This window comes from Ancylobacter vacuolatus (genome assembly GCF_030813595.1).
Taxonomy (GTDB): Bacteria; Pseudomonadota; Alphaproteobacteria; order Rhizobiales; family Xanthobacteraceae; genus Ancylobacter; species Ancylobacter vacuolatus.
Map to the genome: position 1 here is coordinate 758,557 of NZ_JAUSUH010000002.1, position 16,793 is coordinate 775,349.

The window sequence follows — 16,793 nt, forward strand, 5'->3', positions numbered from 1 at the left end:
TAAACCGGGCGCGAAGGCAAGGAGCGCGTCATGACGAGCCGCAACAGCGATGGTCGCACTGGGAATGAGCCCGCCGGGGAGCCGGCCGGCGAGGGGACGGCGCACGATTATTCCGCCACCCTGTTCCTGCCGCAGACCGAGTTTCCCATGCGCGCGGGCCTGCCGCAGCGCGAGCCGGAGCTGCTCGCGCGCTGGGAGCGGATCGATCTTTACGGCCAGCAGCGCAAGGCCGGCGAAGGTCGCCCGCGCTTCGTGCTGCATGACGGTCCGCCCTATGCCAATGGCAACATCCATATCGGCCACGCGCTCAACAAGATCCTGAAGGACGTGGTGGTGCGCTCTCAAGGTGCGCTCGGCCATGATTCCAACTATGTGCCGGGCTGGGACTGCCACGGCCTGCCGATCGAATGGAAGATCGAGGAACAGTACCGCGCGCGCGGCAAGAACAAGGACGAGGTGCCGGTCGTCGAGTTCCGCCAGGAATGCCGGACCTTTGCCGAAGGCTGGGTCGACGTGCAGCGCGCCGAGTTCAAGCGGCTCGGCGTCGAGGGCGACTGGTCGCACCCCTATGTGACGATGAGCTATGACGCGGAAGCGCAGATCGCCCGCGAGATCGTGAAATTCGCCGGCAACGGCCTGCTCTATCGCGGCTCCAAGCCGGTCATGTGGTCGGTGGTCGAGCGCACCGCGCTGGCCGAGGCGGAGGTCGAGTATCACGACCACCAGTCGACGACGATCTTCGTCAAGTTCCCCGTCACCGGCTATCGCAAGAGCGCGGCCACGGCCGGCGGCCTGCCCAAGGGGCTGGAGCCGGCGGACGAGGCGGCCGACATCCACCTCTTCCCCTCCTATGAGGGCGCGTGCGTCGTCATCTGGACGACCACGCCCTGGACCATCCCCGGCAACCGCGCCATCGCCTTCTCGCCCAACGTGACCTATGCGGTCTATGAGGTGACGGAAGCCCCGCACGACAATTGGGCCAAGGTCGGCGAGCATTTCATTCTGGCCGACAAGCTGGCGGAAGAGGTGTTCAAGGCCGCCCGCGTCACGGCTTACGAGCGCCACCGCGAGGTCGACCCGACGCATCTCGTCTGCGCCCATCCGCTGAATGGCGTGGAGGGCGCGCAGGGCTATTTCGACTTCCGCGTTCCCGTCGTGCCCGGCGACTTCGTCACCGATGACACCGGCACCGGCTTCGTCCATATCGCCCCCGGCCACGGCGCCGACGACTTCAACCTGTTCATGTCCGCCCATCTGGGCGAGGTGCCGCACACGGTCGGCCCGGACGGGCGCTATTACGACCATGTGCCGCTGTTCGCCGGCGCCCGGGTGATGGACGACAAGGGCAAAGACGGCGACGCCAATGACGCTGTCATCAAGGCGCTGATGGGCGCCGACAAGCTGCTGGCGCGCGGGCGGCTGAAGCACCAGTACCCGCACAGCTGGCGCTCCAAGGCGCCGATCATCTTCCGCAACACGCCGCAATGGTTCATCGCGATGGACAAGGACATCGCGGCGGCGGACGGTTCCTCGACGCAAGGCGACACGCTGCGAGCGCGCGCGCTCGACGGCATCGCCAAGGTGCAGTGGGTGCCGGCCTCCGGCCAGAACCGCATCACCGGCATGATCGAGAACCGGCCGGACTGGGTGGTCTCGCGCCAGCGCGCCTGGGGCGTGCCGATCGCCGTCTTCGTCAAGGACAAGGGCGACGGCACGGTCGAGATCCTGCGCGACGAGCGGGTGAATGCCCGCATCGCCGAGGCTTTCGCGGCCGAGGGCGCCGACGCCTGGTACCAGGCGGGCGCGGCCCAGCGCTTCCTCGGCACCGACTACAGTTCCAATGAATGGACCAAGGTCGACGACATTCTCGACGTGTGGTTCGATTCAGGCTCCACCCACGCCTTCACGCTGGAAGTGCGCGACGACCTCAAGGCCAACCGCGCCTTTGCCGGCGGGCCGGACCGGGTGATGTACCTCGAAGGCTCGGACCAGCATCGCGGCTGGTTCCACTCCTCGCTGCTGGAGAGCTGTGGCACGCGCGGGCGCCCGCCCTATGACGTGGTGCTGACGCATGGCTTCGTGCTCGACGAGCAGGGCCGCAAAATGTCGAAATCGGTCGGCAACGTGGTCGCCCCGCAAGAGGTGATCAAGAATTCCGGCGCCGACATTCTGCGCCTGTGGGTGTGCGCCTCCGACTATTCCGACGATCTGCGCATCGGGCCGGAAATCCTGAAGACCACGGTCGAGACCTACCGCAAGCTGCGCAACACGCTGCGCTGGCTGCTGGGCTCGCTGCACCATTACCGCGAGGCCGAGCGCGTCGCCTATGCCGACATGCCGGCGCTGGAGCGCATGGTGCTGCACCGTCTGGCCGAGCTCGACACCACGGTGCGCGAGGCCTATGCCGCCTTCGACTTCAAGCGGGTGAACGCGGCGCTGACCGCCTTCATGACCAGCGAATTGTCGGCCTTCTATTTCGACGTGCGCAAGGACTCGCTCTATTGCGACCCGATCTCCTCGGTGACGCGGCGGGCGTGCCTGACCGTGCTGGACGAGGTGTTCGCGCGGCTGGTGGTGTGGCTGGCGCCGATCCTGCCCTTCACGGCGGAGGAAACCTGGCTGGCGCGCTTCCCCTCCGAGACCGGCTCGGTGCATCTGGAAACCTTCCCGCAGACACCGTCGAAGTGGCGCGACGACACGCTGGCCGATGAGTGGCGCAAGATCCGCCAGGTGCGGCGCGTGGTGCTTGGTGCGTTGGAAGTGGAGCGCGCGGCCAAGCGCATCGGCTCCAGCCTGGAAGCGGCGCCGGTGGTGCATGTGTCCGACCCGAACCTGTTCGCGGCGGTGAGCGCGGTGGACCTCGCGGAAGTGTGCATCACCTCCGACGCGCATCTGATGCCCGACGAGGGCCCGAAGGACGCCTTCCGCCTGCCGGACGTGCCAGGCGTGGCGGTGGTGCCGAACCGGGCGGTCGGACACAAATGCGCCCGTTCGTGGAAGATCTCGCCGCTGGTGGGGACGGATGCGGACTATCCCGACGTGACCCCGCGCGATGCCATGGCGCTGCGCGAACGGGCGCAGGCCCGGCGGGCGGCGGAATGAGGGATCCGATTGTACGTCATCCCGGAACGGCCGCGAGGCCGGGTCCGGGGGCGCGTGCCGGCGGGGGAGGCCGTTTCGATCTCAACGCCATCCCGGCGCGCGCGTGCCGCGTCTGTGGGATGACGGGTCTGGCAGAACCTTCATGAAGCTGCGCCTCGCCGGCCCGTTCACCCTTTATGGCGGCGCCTTCGCGCTGGCCGCGCTGGTCGCCGACCAGGCGTCCAAGCTCGCCGTGCTGGGCGGGGTCGATTTCGGCCCTGACGGCATCGTGAACGTGGCGCCCTTTCTCGACATCGTCTGGGCGTGGAACACCGGCATCAGCTACGGCCTGTTCTCGCTGGGGGCGGAGGGCTGGTGGCTGCTCGGCGGGCTGAAAGTGGCGGCCGCCCTGCTGTTCTGGCTCTGGCTGGCGCGCATCGACAACCGGCTGGAAGCGGCGGCGCTGGGGCTGCTGATCGGCGGCGCGCTCGGCAATGCCATCGACCGCGCGGCCTATGGCGCGGTGTTCGACTTCATCTCGCTGCACGCTTTCGGCTTCTACTGGTACGTGTTCAACCTCTCCGATGTCGCCATTGTTGCCGGGGTGGGCGTGCTTTTGTATGCTTCTTTCTTCGGGGGCGCCGCAAAATCGCCGCCCTGAGGTGAGATCGGATCTTCCGCACGCTTGAGCGGTCGCGCGGGGGCGGCATCTCGCCCGCCTCACCCGACCGGCAGGAGACGACCGGATGACGAAACGAGTTCATGCCACCCGCGCCGCGCTTCTGCGGGGCGCCATGGTCTGCACGATGGCGGGCGCTTTCGGCGTCGCGCCGGTTTTTGCCGCCGACGACCCGCCGGAAATGAACTTTACCGGCCAGCTGCTGACCGGCCTCGGCCTGGTGGCGCCGCCGCCGCCGCAAATCGACTATCGCGAGCGCGCCCCGCTGGTGGTGCCGCCGACCGGCGACGTCCTGCCGCCGCCGCGCGACGCCGCCGCTATCTCGCAGAACCCGGCCTGGCCGAAGGACCATGACGCGGTGGTCCGCGCGCAGTCGGAAAAGACCGACTGGTCCGAGGCGTGGGAATCGGTCGCCCGCGACGGCACCACGGGCGGGCGCTCGCTCACCCCGGCGCAGCTCGAAAAGGGCTACAAGTCCGGCAAGGTGACGGGTTCCGGCTTCAAGAACCAGCGCACCAATGACGATAACCGCCTGTCGCTGAACCAGCTCGACTTCTTCGGCTGGGACAAGAAGAAGGACCAGGCGGTCCCGTTCGAGGGCGAGCCGGACCGTGAATCGCTGGTCCAGCCGCCGCCCGGCTACCAGACGCCCGCCCCCGGCGCCAAATATGGCGTGGTGTCGGATCGTCCGGAAGACAAGGACTGGAAGATGCCGAGCTGGTTCGACCGCACCCAGCAGAACAAGTGACCGCCTGACGGCGCGCGGCGCCCGCGCGCCGACGCCATGGACGGCCCGCCGGCAAGGCGCTTGGAAGCGCGACTTGGATGCGACTTGGAAGCTCGCCTTGGAAGCTCGCCATCGATGCGTCGCATCGATGTGTGACTTGCCACCGCCGCGGGCCTCTCACTTCGCGGTGAAGCATACCGGCCGCGCGTCGCGCCGCGCACGCTTCGTCGCTACATTGGTGGCGTTCCCCGCCCTGCGCGGCCCGATTCCGGGCCGTGCGCCCCCGGCGCCCCCCGGGCGGTCGCCGAAACGGATGAAGCTGTGACTGGAAGAATCATGCCCGCTCTGATGCTGCTGGCCGGCGCCGCCGCCGGCCTCGCCACGGCCCCCTCGCGCGCCGAAGCTACCGAAGTGTCGGAATTCACCCTGGGCAACGGCCTGCAGGTGGTGGTGGTGCCCGACCATCGCGCGCCCGTCGTCACCCATATGGTGTGGTACCGCGTCGGTTCGGCCGACGAGCAGCCGGGCAAGTCCGGCATCGCCCATTTCCTCGAACATCTGATGTTCAAGGGCACCGCCACCCACCCGGCGGGCGAGTTCTCGCAGGTGGTGGCCAAGCTCGGCGGGCAGGAAAACGCCTTCACCTCGCAGGACTACACGGCCTATTTCCAGCGCGTGGCCAAGCAGAACCTCGCCACCGTGATGGGCTTCGAGGCCGACCGCATGACCGGCCTCGTGCTCACCGACGAGGTGGTGCTGCCCGAGCGCGACGTGGTGCTGGAAGAGCGCCGCATGCGCACCGACAACGACCCGGCCTCGCAGCTCTCCGAGGCGGCGCAGGCGGCGATGTTCGTCAACCACCCCTATGGCCACCCGATCATCGGCTGGGAAGACGAGATCCGCCAGCTGAACCGGCAGGACGCGCTCGACTTCTACCGCCGCTTCTACACCCCCAACAACGCCATCCTCGTGGTGGCCGGCGATGTCCAGCCGGAAGAGGTGAAGAAGCTCGCCGAGGACACCTATGGCAAGGTGGAACGGCGCGCCGAGACCGCCGAGCGGGTCCGCCCGCAGGAGCCGTCGCCGCGCGCCGAGCGCCGCCTGGTTCTGGCGGATGGGCGCGTCGGCCAGCCGAGCCTGTCGCGCAGCTATCTCGTGCCGTCCTATAAAGGCGACAAGCAGGAGAGCGCCGCGCTTGACGTGCTGTCCCAGGTGCTGGGCGGCGGTTCGACCGGCCGGCTCTACCGCACGCTGGTGGCCGACAAGGCCGTCGCCGCCAATGCCGGGGCCTGGTATCAATCCACCGCGCTCGACGACACCCGTTTCGGCCTCTCTGTCACCCCCCGCCCGGAAGTGACGATGGAGGCGCTGGAGACCGCGCTGGACGAGACCATCGCCGCCCTCGCCAAGGATGGTCCGGACCCGGCGGAGCTGGAGCGCGCCAAGACGCGGCTGGTGGCCGAGGCGATCTATGCCCAGGACAACCAGGCGACGCTGGCGCGCATCTATGGCGCCGCGCTCGCCACCGGCTCCACCGCGCAGGACGTGAAGATCTGGCCCGATCTGGTCAAGGCCGTGACCGCCGAGCAGGTGCGCGATGCCGCCCGCCGCTGGCTGGTGCCGGCCCGCGCCGTGACCAGCCAGCTGCTGCAGGTCAAGCCCGCCCCCGCCGCCGCTTTGCCCGAGCCGGGCACCGACAAGGCGGCCCCGGCGGAGGACCGCTCATGACCGGCGCCGCCACCCCGCGGCGCGCCGGCCTTTCCCGTTCCCTCCTGTCCCTCGCCGCGGCCACCCTCATGACCATCGCCCTCGCCCCCGCCTCCCTCGCCCAGTCCGAGACCACGCGCATCCAGCGGGTGATCAGCCCGGGCGGCATCGAGGCCTGGCTGGTGCACGACACCACCCTGCCGCTGGTGGCGATGGAGATTGCCTTTCTTGGCGGCGCGGCGCAGGACCCCACGGAAAAGCCCGGCGTCGCCAGCCTGACCTCCTCACTGCTGGACGAGGGCGCCGGCGATCTCGATTCCCGCGCCTTCCAGGACCGGATGGCGGAGAAGGCGATCGAGCTGCGCTTCGATGCCTCGCGCGACAGCCTCGGCGGCTCGCTGCGCACCCTTTCGGAAAATGTCGATGATGCCTTCGCGCTGATGGCGCTGGCGGTGAACGCGCCGCGCTTCGACGACGAGGCGGTGGAGCGCATCCGCCAGGGCCAGCTGGCCCAGCTGCGCCGGCGGCTGAACGACCCTTCATCGCTGGCGAGTCTGGGCTGGTCGGCCGCCGCCTTCCCTGGCCATCCCTATGGCCGCCCGGTGGCCGGCACGCTGGAAAGCGTGCCCACCATCAGCCGCGACGACCTCAAGGCCTTTGTCGGCCGCACCTTGGCGCGCGACAATCTGAAGATCGCCGTGGTCGGCGACATCACGGCGGAGAAGCTCGGCCCGGCGCTCGACGCCATGTTCGGCGCCCTGCCGGCCAAGGCCCAGCTGACCCCGGTGGCGGATGTGGAGCCGCAGGGCCTCGGCACCGATGTGGTGAAGACGCTCGACGTGCCGCAGACTTCCATCGTCTTCGGCGGCATCGGCCTCAAGCGCGACGACCCGGACTTCATCCCCGCCTTCGTGCTCAACCATATTTTCGGCGGCTCGGCCTTTTCCTCGCGCCTGTTCAGCGAAGTGCGCGAGAAGCGCGGGCTGGCCTATTCGGTCTACAGCCATCTCGCCCCGCTCGACCATACGGCGCTGATCCTCGGCGGCACCGCGACCAAGAACGAGCGCGCTGGCGAGAGTGCCGAGCTGATCCGCTCGGAATATCAGCGCCTGCTCACCGTCGGCCCGAGCGAGGAGGAGCTGGAGGATGCCAAGAGCTACCTCATCGGCTCCTTCGCCCTGCGCTTCGACAGCTCGGCCAAGGTCGCCTCGCAGCTGCTGCAGATCCAGATCGACAATCTCGGCATCGACTATATCGACATCCGCAACCAGCTGGTGGCGCAGGTGACGCTGGACGACGTGAAGCGGGTCGCGGCCCGGCTCAATGAGCATCCCGCGCTGTTGTTCAGCCTGGTGGGCAAGCCCGAGGGGCTGACCCAGTGACGGCCGGCCGGCGCGGGCGGCCGCGCCAAGTGGCGGGCAACAGCAGTGACGGCGGCAGCGGGCCGGGCGTTTGCGCCCCCCGCGCCTGTGCGGACGCTTGACGGGAGGGCGTCAGGGCATGTTCCCTGTCGGCGATCCCCTGCTATAAGAGCGTCCGGGAACGTATGGATCAAGCACATCGGCCATCCGGCGCTGCGGGGGAAGGCGCCGGGGCCCATCCAGCCGCCACGGCGGGGAGTATGCGTATGGGTATCGGGGACGTTGGGAGCCGGAACGTGGTGAACGCCGAACAGGTGAACGGGCCGGCCGGTGGGGTCAGGCGCGGGCGGACGCACAGGGGGCGTGCCCACCATTGGCTTGCCCTCCCGGCGCTCGCCTTGCTGCTGGCGGGCTGCGCCGGCAACGGCATTGGCGGCGGCGACGGCAATGAGGGCCCGATGGGCTCCGGCAATGCCGGCGACCAGGGCATCTTCGGCTCGACCATGCAGACCACCACCGTGGCCCCAACCGGCGGCAGCGCGGCGGCGGGCGGCGCGGTGGGCGCCGGCACGGCGGCGGTCGCAGCAGGCAATCCCGATCTTTCCGAATTCACCTGCCCGCCGATCCAGGTGCGGGCCGGCGCGGCGGCCTGGCAGGTGACGGAACCCTCCGATGGCGGCGTGCGCTACCAGGCGACGCTCGGCCAGTTCTCGCGCGAATGCCGCTTCTCCGCCCCCGACATGAACATGCGTATCGGCATTCAGGGCCGGGTGCTGCTCGGCCCCAAGGGCGGCCCGGGCAAGCTCACCGTGCCGATCCGCCTCGCCGTGGTCGAGGAAGGGCCGGCGCCGAAATCGGTGTGGACCAAGTTCTATGCCGTGCCGGTGGAAGTCGGCCCGGGCGTCATGCAGGTCGATTTCGGCCTGGTGGCGGATGACGTGAACTTCCCGCGCCCGACGCCCGGCCTCTCCGAGCGCTATGTCGTCTATGTCGGCTTCGATCCGCAGGGCAAGGAAGAGAAGCCCACGCGGGCGCGTCCGGCCACGCCGCGCGCCCAGCCGCAGGCCCAGCAGGCGCCGCGCCCGGCCCCCGCCGCCACGGCGGCGCCGCGCGCGACCCCGGTGGTGACGCCCGCGCCCACCGCCACGCCGCGCCAGATCTCGCCCACCGTCGCGCCGGCCGCCAGCGCCGCGCCGCGCACCAGCCCTTCGGCGCCGACCTCCACCGTGCAGACCGCCCCCGCCACCCCGGCGCCGGCGGCCACCGCTCCCGCAGCGACCGCGCCGGCCGCCAGCGCGCCCGCCCCGAACAACAGCGACACCCAGTGGATCGGCGCCCCGGCCCCCTCCACCGGGGGGTTCTCGCAATAGAGGATGGTGCACCGGTCAGGCTGAATCAGCCGGATCGGTGGATCGCCCTTTGGCGAGAGACGCGCGCGGCCTGCGCGCCGCAGGCGGTGCCGGCATGTCGGCGGGTGTTCTCGACGACTTGCTTCCGACGCCGTGCTCTCAACGGCGTGGACCGGCGCAGGCAAGGGCGCCTAGGCCGGCTTCGTGCTGGCGAAGGCGCTGAGGAAGGAGCGCACCGTCTGGTCCACCACATTGCGGATCATCGCGGCGTCCGGGTGGGCATTGTCGCCGAAGATCATCGGTATGACGAGCTTGCCCTGGCAGCCCAGCATGAACTGCCAGGCGGCCATCTCGACATCCTCGATGACGAATTCGCCCTGCGCGATCTTGGCGCGCAGCCAGTCGGACAGCCGGGCGACACCGGCTTCCTGCCCCGCCTGCAGGAAGGCGCGGCCGATCTCGGGCAGCTTCTCGGCGACGCCGATCACCATGCGGACGGTGCGGATATGGCCGGGCTCCAGCATGGCGTGGACATAGCGGCAGGCGAGCGCGCGCAGCGTCTGCTCGGTGGGACCCTCGGGATCGAGGTCGAAACAAGCCTCGGCCGTGCGCTTGCATTCATCCGTCACCAGGGCGGTGAACAGGTTCTCCTTCGAATCGAAATAGACGTACAGCGTGCCCTTCGAGACGCCGGCGGCGCGGGCGATTTCGCCCATACTGGCGCCGTCGAAGCCCGAGGCGAGGAACACCTCCCGGGCCCCGCGCAGGATCTGGTCGTGCTTGGGGGAGGCGGGGCCGGCGGCCGTTTCCGTGCGCCCCGGCTCGGCGTGCCGTCCACCGGCCGTCCGGCGCTCGATCCGTTGATGGGCGAAGTCCGGTAATGAGGCCATGAACAATCTGATCGGGAGGAGCAATTATGACTTCTTCACAACAGCATTTTGAAGCGCCGGGCGGCTTTAAGCAATGTGGCAGACGGCTCCGGACGGGCGCTCAAACATATTGACCGAACGGTTCGGTCGACGTTGATCGCGAGCGATGAACCGTTTAATGATCCAGACGCGCCAGCGGATCTGGTCCCAAGGAGCCCGCAAGCCTTTGGACAACACGGGCCCGCTGGTAGAGGGAGGGGGATTAAACCGCCCCCCAATCCCCCTCCCTCATCCCGATCGGCCCGCCCGATCGATCGTCCGGGGCGTCTTCACATTCGCGTGGCCTTAGGCGCCGATGCGCCCGCTGCGACCCCGAGAGAGCGCTTGGCGCAAGGGGCGCGGCAGAGTATTGCTGCAACGCCCCCCGATGCCACGGCATTGCTCTGCGCACATCCGGCCCTCATGCACCCTCCCGTCGCGTCTTCTCCCTTGATCTCCCGTCCCGCCGGCGTGCACAGCGCCGGCCGGCCGGGTCCTGCAGGCCACTCCCTTCCCGGCCCGTGCCGGGATGGCGCGTGCGGCGAGCGGGGGTCCCATGGCTGAGCGTCGCCCCACGGGACGCCGGACGATTCCCTTCGCTGCCGAGATGGCGGCGCTGGGGGTGGTGTTCGGCGATATCGGCACCAGTCCGCTCTATGCCTTCAAGCAGGGGCTCAACGCGGTAGGTGGCCCGGCGATCTCCGATGCCGACGTGTTCGGCCTGCTGTCGCTGATCACCTGGGCCATCATCCTCTCCATCACGCTCAAATACGTCACGCTGGTGCTGCGGGCGGACAATGACGGCGAGGGCGGCATCCTTGCCCTGGTCACGCTGCTCGACCTGCAGCGCTCGGCCAATGGCAAGCGGCTGTTCCTGCTGGTGGCCGGCCTGGTCGGCGCCGCGATGCTGATCGGCGATGGCGTGCTGACCCCGGCCATCTCGGTGCTGTCGGCCATTGAAGGGCTGGAGGTGATCGCCCCCGCGCTCGACCACTGGATCGTGGCGGCCACGGTGCTGGTGATCCTGCTCGTCTTCATCTCGCAGCGCGCCGGCACCGAGCGCATCGGTGCCTTCTACGGCCCGGTGATGCTGGTCTGGTTCCTCTCGCTGGCCGCGCTCGGCCTGCATGGCATCGTCCAGGCGCCGCAGGTGCTGGCAGCGTTCGATCCGCGCCATGGCATCGCCATCCTGGCCGACCATCCGCTGCTCGCCGGCGCCATTCTCGGCGCCACCTTCCTGGCGATAACCGGCGGCGAGGCGCTCTATGCCGATCTCGGCCATTTCGGCCGGCCGGTCATCACCCGCGCCTGGCTCATCGTCGCCATGCCGGCCCTGCTGCTCAACTATTACGGCCAGGGCGCCCATGTGCTGGTGCACCGCGACTCGGTGCGCAACCCGTTCTACGATCTGGCGCCCGACATGTTCGAGGTGCCGCTGCTCATCCTCGCCACGCTGGCGACGGTGATCGCCTCGCAGGCCATCATCACCGGCGTGTTCTCGCTGGCCAAGCAGGCCATCGAGCTCGGCTACCTGCCGCCGATGCGGATCCGCTACACCAGCGAGCACAATGACCAGCACATCTATGTCGGCCGGCTGAACTGGATCATGATGACGGCCTGCGCCGCCATCGTGGTGTCCTTCGGCTCATCCGACCGGCTGGCCTCCGCCTATGGCATCGCCGTGGCGATGGCGATGGTCTCGACCACCATCCTGTTCGTCGCCCATGTGCGCCGGCGCTGGCACTGGCCCTGGCCGGCGCTGGTCGGCCTTGCCGGCGGGCTGGCGGTGATCGACCTGTCCTTTGCGGCCGCCAACCTCACCAAGCTGCACGATGGCGGCTGGCTGCCGGTGACCATCGCCGCGCTGGTGCTGGTCATCATGGTGTCGTGGCGCCGTGGCCTCGAAGGGCTCGGCATCCAGCAGCGCCGGTTCACCCAGCCGCTGGACGAGTTCGTCGCCAAGGGCCGCCCGCCCGGCTGCGCGGTGAGCCCGCGCACCGCCATCTTCCTCTCGCGCGGCGCCGCCGTCACGCCGGTGGCGCTGGGGCGCCTGTCGGAACTGCTCAATGTGCAGTTCACCCGCGCCGTCATCGTCTCGGTGTGGATCGCCTCGCGCCCGCGCGTGCCGGTGGACGAGCGGGTGCGCGTCCTGCCGCTCGACCCCGCCCATCTGCGCGTCGATGTGCGCTTCGGCTATATGCAGCAGATCGACGTTCCGGCCGTGCTCGGCCCCGCCCTCTACGCCCAGGGCATCGATCCCGACGAAGCGGTCTATGTCATCGGTCACGAGCGGGTGATGCCGCCCGACGACATTCTCGGCGTGCGCGACGTTCTCGCCCACATCTTCGCCTTTCTCGCCCGCAACGCGGAGCGTTCGGTCGACCGCTTCGGCCTGCCGCGCCCGCGCACCATCGAGATTGGCTACCCGGTCCGGCTCTAGCCGAAGAACCGGTTCACGCCGGCGTGACTGTCATTGTGTCGTCGCACCCGCGCCGCCATCTGGCGTCAGACAGGCGCGAGAATCGACGCAACGGAGCGGGTGCGTTAATGCGCCGCCGGTTTGCTGAACGTGTTTCGCAAGCCGGCCGGGTCTGCTAGGGGTGCCCGGCACACTGGCATAACAGCGGGGACAGGCACGCAATGAACGGACTGAAGCTGATTCCCGGCTGGCTGCGCGCGCGGCTCGGCTGGCACACGCTCGGTCTGGTCGCGAGCCTGGTCATCATCGGCATCGCCGTTTTCGTTCTCTACGAGATGCTGCGCCATATCCGGCCGGGCGAAGTGCTGGAAGCGATCTCCGGCACCGAGCTCTGGCGCATCGGGGTGGCGGCGCTGTTCGTGGCGGGGGCCTATTTCACCCTCACCTTCTATGACTGGTTCGCCCTGCGCACCATCGGCAAGCCGCAGGTGCCCTACCGGGTCGCGGCGCTGGCCTCCTTCACCTCCTATTCCATCGGCCACAATATCGGCTTCTCCGCCTTCACCGGCGGCACGGTGCGCTACCGCATCTATTCCGCCCACGGGCTCGGCGCGGTGGATGTGGCCAAGCTGTGCTTCATCACCGGGCTCACCTTCTGGCTCGGCAACATCGCCATTCTCGGCCTCGGCATCACCATCGAGCCCTGGGCCGCCAGCGCGGTCGATCATCTGCCGCCCTGGGTGAACCGGCTGATCGGGCTCGCCCTGCTCGGCGGCCTTGCCGCCTATGTCGTCTGGGTCGGGCTCAAGCCGCGCCGCATCGGCGTCGGCAAGGGGCACTGGACTGTCACGCTGCCGGGCTGGAAGCTCACCCTGCTGCAGATCGTGATCGGCATCATCGATCTCTCTTTCTGCGCCGCCGCCATGTATGTGCTGATGCCGCAGCAGCCCTATATCGACCCGATCGCGCTCGGCGTGGTGTTCATCTCCGCCACCCTGCTCGGCTTCGCCAGCCATGCGCCGGGCGGCCTCGGCGTGTTCGATGCGGCGATGCTGGTGGCGCTGCCGCAGTTCGAGACCGAGCCGCTGCTGGGCGCGCTGCTGCTGCTGCGCCTGCTCTATTATGTGACGCCCTTCGCCATCGCGCTGATCCTGATGGGCAGCCGCGAGCTGATGATGAGCCGCCGCCGGATCGCCGCCACAAGGGGCCTCTCGGTCGACCCGCTGGCCGCCCTGCCGGTGATCGAGCCGGACGACAGCTCCAGCAAGCCCGAACGCCGCCGCGCCGCCGGCTGAAGCCGGGGACGACCTGCTCCGCTCAGCGGATGAGCTCGGGCATCAGGCTGCGCATGCTGGGCGGCAGTTTGCGCGCCTTCATGCCCTTGGGCAGGGTGAACTGCGCCGGGTCCTGCGGGCCGCGCGTGAGTTCCGTGACCTCGAACAGCACCAGCGGCTTGCCGCCCATCGAGGTGGTGGTCCTGAGCACGATGCCGTCGGCGGTGATGCAGCTCTCCACCGGCTGGTTCAGGGCCTTGGCCTCGAAGCGCCACAGCTCGCACGCCTCTCCCAGCGCCTCGCCGGTGCCGGTGCGGGTGCCCTGCCGGTTGGCGTCGGAAAAGCCGAAGCCGGGCGGCATGTCCATCTCGACGGCGATGCGGTCCATGCCGGGCACGTCCATCAGCACCACCATGCCGTGCCGGTTGAGGTCGATCAGGCTGACCATGCCGTTGGGCAGGTTGCCCGTGGCGACCTCGACGCGCAGCTGCCCCTGGTGATGCGCCACGCTCATCTCCACGCCCTGCGCCGCGCGCGCCTTGGCACGATAGTCGGCGGCGGGCGCCGGCATGGGTTCGGCGGCGAGACCGGCAATGTCGAACGACATGCCGATGCCCAGCATCAGGCTGACGATCCCACAGCGGCGCATTCGGATCCCTTCGCGATTCATCGAGCGGGGCGACGGCCGAGAAAGGCGCGCCCATCGAGCACGATGGCCGGGTCGGGAATCCCGACGGCGCCATCATCCCTGCCCTCATACGGGATTTGGGCGAGGATTTGACGAATGACCCCGATTCGCGCCCGCATTTTGTCATTGGCCAGGACCACCGACCACGGGACCGGGGCCTGGCTCGCCTCGATCATCGTGTCGCGCGCCTCGGCGATGGCGTCCCAACGCGCGGGCGCGGCGAGATCGACCGGCGAAAGCTTCCAGCGCTTGAGCGGGTCCTGATGGCGCTCATGCAGGCGCAGCAGCTGCATTTCACGCCCGATGTCGAGCCAGATCTTGAACAGCCTGATGCCGTCATCCCGCAGCATCTTCTCGAAAATCGGCACCTGGGTGAGAAAATGCGCGCTTTCCGCCGGGGTGCAGAAGCCCATCACCGGTTCGACGACGGCGCGGTTGTACCAGGAGCGGTCGAACACCGCGATTTCACCCCGGCGCGGCAGATGGGCGATGTAGCGTTGGAAATACCATTGCCCGGCTTCCACCTCGGTCGGCTTGTCGAGCGCGACGACATGCACGAAGCGCGGGTTGAGGTGCTGCGTCAGGCGGTGGATGGTGCCGCCCTTGCCGGCGGCATCGCGCCCCTCGAAGACGATCACCACCCGCTCGCGCTGGGCCTTCACCCATTCCTGCAGCTTCAGCAGCTCGATCTGCAGGGCGCGCAGTTCCTTCTCATAGGTCTTGCGCTTGGGCCGGTCGCTATAGGGGTAGCCGCCACTGCCATAGGCGTGCGCGGCGATGAGCGGCGGCAGCTCCGCCGCCTCCACCGAGAAGGCGGCCACGGCGGCCGACAGCTCCGCTTCCCGGCGCCCAGGCTCCGGCGTGGCGTCGTTGCTCGTGGTGACGCTGCCCTTGGAGACACTTGCCTTGGCGGCACTGCCCTTGGCGACTTTTTCCTTCGCGGCTTTCCCCTTGGGGGCGGGCGCTGGCGTCGCCGGCTTCTTCGTCATATGGAAGCCTTTCAACTGTACAATAAGAGCCAACGTGCCGACCTGCAAAAGGTTCGGCCGCGAGGCGATTCGCCTTTCGGCAGGCGCGGCAGAAGCATATCAGGAAACAACGGCGCGCCTGGAAGGGCGGTGGCAACGTCGTCCACGATTGTCGGGCAGGAAGTGCGGGCATGGCCCTCGGTGAATCGCAGCAACTGGCGGAGGATACGCTGCGTGAGCGCCTCATCGGCGCGCGCTGGATCATCGCCGCCGCCGCGCTGGGCCTCAGTGGCGCGAGCTGGGCCGGCACGATGACGCCGGGCGCGGCCCTGGCCATCGGCCTGCTGGTGGCGCTGGGGGCGATGCTGCCGGCGCGCCGGCGCCCGGTCGCGGCGGCCCTCGCCCGCTTCAGTGGCGAGCCCAAGCCCTCCCCGCGCGCCGAGGAGCGGCTGCCTGCGCTGGTGCGCGCGCTGCCCGAGGCGGCGCTGCTGCTCGACGCGCGCGGCACCGTGCTCACCGCCAATGCCGGCGCGGTCGCCCTTCTCGCCAGTGTGCGGGTCGGCGATCCCGTCTCCTTCGCCGTGCGCGTGCCTGAAGTGCTGGAAGCGCTGCGGACCTCGATCGCCGACGGTGTCGCCCGCCGCATCGAATTTGCCGAGCGCGTGCCGATCGACCGCTGGCTGCGCGCCGACATCGTGCCGATCCGTCCCGGCCTGCTGCGCGAGGGCGCGCCGACCGAGGCGGTGCTGCTGAGCTTCATCGACCTCACCCCGCAGCGCCGGGTCGAGCAGATGCGCGTCGACTTCGTCGCCAATGCCAGCCATGAGCTGCGCACGCCGCTGGCCTCGCTCTCGGGCTTCATCGAGACGCTGCAGGGCCCGGCCCGCAACGATGCCAGTGCCCGGGAGCGCTTCCTCAAGATCATGAACGAGCAGGCGCGGCGCATGTCGCGGCTGATCGACGACCTGCTCTCGCTCTCGCGCATCGAGCTCAACGCCCATCTGCGCCCTGAGGCGGCGGTGGACCTCATCGCCGTGGTCAGCCACGTGCGCGACGCGCTGGCTCCGCTCGGCCGCGAGCGCGGGGTGGAGATCGCCTTCGAGCACCCGGCGGACCCGGTGGAGGTGCGCGGCGACCGCGACGAGCTGATCCGCGTCTTCGAGAACCTGGTTGAGAACGCGCTGAAATATGGCGCCACCGGCGGCCGGGTCGAGATCGCCATCGCGCGCGAGGGCACGGACGCGCTGGTGACGGTGCGCGATTTCGGCCCCGGAATCGCCCCCGAGCATGTGCCGCGCCTGACCGAGCGCTTCTACCGCGTCGACACCGCCCATTCGCGCGAACAGGGCGGAACCGGGCTCGGGCTGGCCATCGTCAAGCACATCGTCGCACGCCATCGCGGCAAGATGGGCATTGAAAGCGTGCCGGGCGCGGGCTCCACATTCTCGGTCCGCCTGTCGACGGGTCCGGCGACAAAGCGATAAAGCAAGCCTTATCAATGGCTTGCGCTGTCATCAAGACTTCATCGAAGGGTCATAGAACCTTGGTGCCCGGGCGGTAAGACTCCCGTGTGAAACGTCCACCGCCCTTCGGCCAATCGCGCATCCGGGCCTATCACCGCGATGCCGCCGA

At 69.1% G+C, this 16,793-nt stretch carries 12 protein-coding genes; 9 read left to right on the forward strand and 3 right to left on the reverse strand.

Translation table 11 applies throughout. From position 1 onward, the window contains the following. Positions 1–30 precede the first annotated feature (30 nt). The 6 genes from ileS to J2S76_RS07560 all read left to right on the forward strand — a co-directional run bounded on the left by ileS (position 31) and on the right by J2S76_RS07560 (position 8,925). Positions 31–3,102, forward strand: coding sequence for an isoleucine--tRNA ligase (gene ileS / locus J2S76_RS07535; RefSeq protein ID WP_307059013.1), 3,072 nt, complete (start codon positions 31–33; stop codon positions 3,100–3,102). A 142-nt stretch (positions 3,103–3,244) separates the two neighbouring features. Beyond that, positions 3,245–3,742: a signal peptidase II gene (gene lspA, locus J2S76_RS07540; protein WP_307059015.1), complete on the forward strand. Its 498-nt coding sequence runs from the start codon at positions 3,245–3,247 to the stop codon at positions 3,740–3,742. Positions 3,743–3,827: 85 nt separating this feature from the next. Then, positions 3,828–4,508 (forward strand): hypothetical protein, encoded by a 681-nt coding sequence (locus J2S76_RS07545; protein WP_307059017.1) that lies wholly within the window; start codon positions 3,828–3,830, stop codon positions 4,506–4,508. A 315-nt stretch (positions 4,509–4,823) separates the two neighbouring features. Then, on the forward strand, positions 4,824–6,215 hold the full coding sequence (locus tag J2S76_RS07550) for a M16 family metallopeptidase (RefSeq protein WP_307059019.1): 1,392 nt from the start codon (positions 4,824–4,826) through the stop codon (positions 6,213–6,215). Further along, positions 6,212–7,576 carry a M16 family metallopeptidase gene (locus J2S76_RS07555; RefSeq protein WP_307059021.1) on the forward strand — a complete coding sequence of 455 codons (1,365 nt, stop codon included), beginning with the start codon at positions 6,212–6,214 and terminating at the stop codon, positions 7,574–7,576. The genes J2S76_RS07550 and J2S76_RS07555 overlap by 4 nt, the downstream gene beginning before the upstream one ends. A gap of 275 nt (positions 7,577–7,851) precedes the next feature. After that, entirely contained in the window at positions 7,852–8,925 is a 1,074-nt protein-coding gene (locus J2S76_RS07560) for a hypothetical protein (RefSeq protein WP_307059023.1), read from the forward strand. Between the two features lie 170 nt (positions 8,926–9,095). On the opposite strand, the gene J2S76_RS07565 is transcribed toward J2S76_RS07560, so the two are convergent. After that, positions 9,096–9,794: a TetR/AcrR family transcriptional regulator gene (locus J2S76_RS07565; RefSeq protein ID WP_307059025.1), complete on the reverse strand. Its 699-nt coding sequence runs from the start codon at positions 9,792–9,794 to the stop codon at positions 9,096–9,098. A gap of 574 nt (positions 9,795–10,368) precedes the next feature. On the opposite strand from J2S76_RS07565, the gene J2S76_RS07570 reads away from it, so the two are divergent. Then, positions 10,369–12,252 (forward strand): potassium transporter Kup, encoded by a 1,884-nt coding sequence (locus tag J2S76_RS07570; protein WP_307059027.1) that lies wholly within the window; start codon positions 10,369–10,371, stop codon positions 12,250–12,252. Between the two features lie 200 nt (positions 12,253–12,452). After that, positions 12,453–13,526 carry a putative bifunctional lysylphosphatidylglycerol flippase/synthetase gene (locus J2S76_RS07575; protein WP_307059029.1) on the forward strand — a complete coding sequence of 358 codons (1,074 nt, stop codon included), beginning with the start codon at positions 12,453–12,455 and terminating at the stop codon, positions 13,524–13,526. A 22-nt stretch (positions 13,527–13,548) separates the two neighbouring features. Here the strand turns inward: J2S76_RS07575 and J2S76_RS07580 are convergent, their stop codons facing one another. Both J2S76_RS07580 and ppk2 read right to left on the reverse strand, forming a co-directional pair. Then, the gene (locus tag J2S76_RS07580; RefSeq protein WP_307059031.1) at positions 13,549–14,154 is read right to left on the reverse strand and encodes a hypothetical protein; all 606 of its coding nucleotides are present in this window, start codon (positions 14,152–14,154) and stop codon (positions 13,549–13,551) included. A gap of 17 nt (positions 14,155–14,171) precedes the next feature. Continuing rightward, positions 14,172–15,182, reverse strand: coding sequence for a polyphosphate kinase 2 (gene ppk2 / locus J2S76_RS07585; RefSeq protein WP_307059033.1), 1,011 nt, complete (start codon positions 15,180–15,182; stop codon positions 14,172–14,174). A 170-nt stretch (positions 15,183–15,352) separates the two neighbouring features. On the opposite strand from ppk2, the gene J2S76_RS07590 reads away from it, so the two are divergent. Then, positions 15,353–16,645, forward strand: coding sequence for an ATP-binding protein (locus J2S76_RS07590; RefSeq protein WP_307059035.1), 1,293 nt, complete (start codon positions 15,353–15,355; stop codon positions 16,643–16,645). Positions 16,646–16,793: the final 148 nt, after the last annotated feature.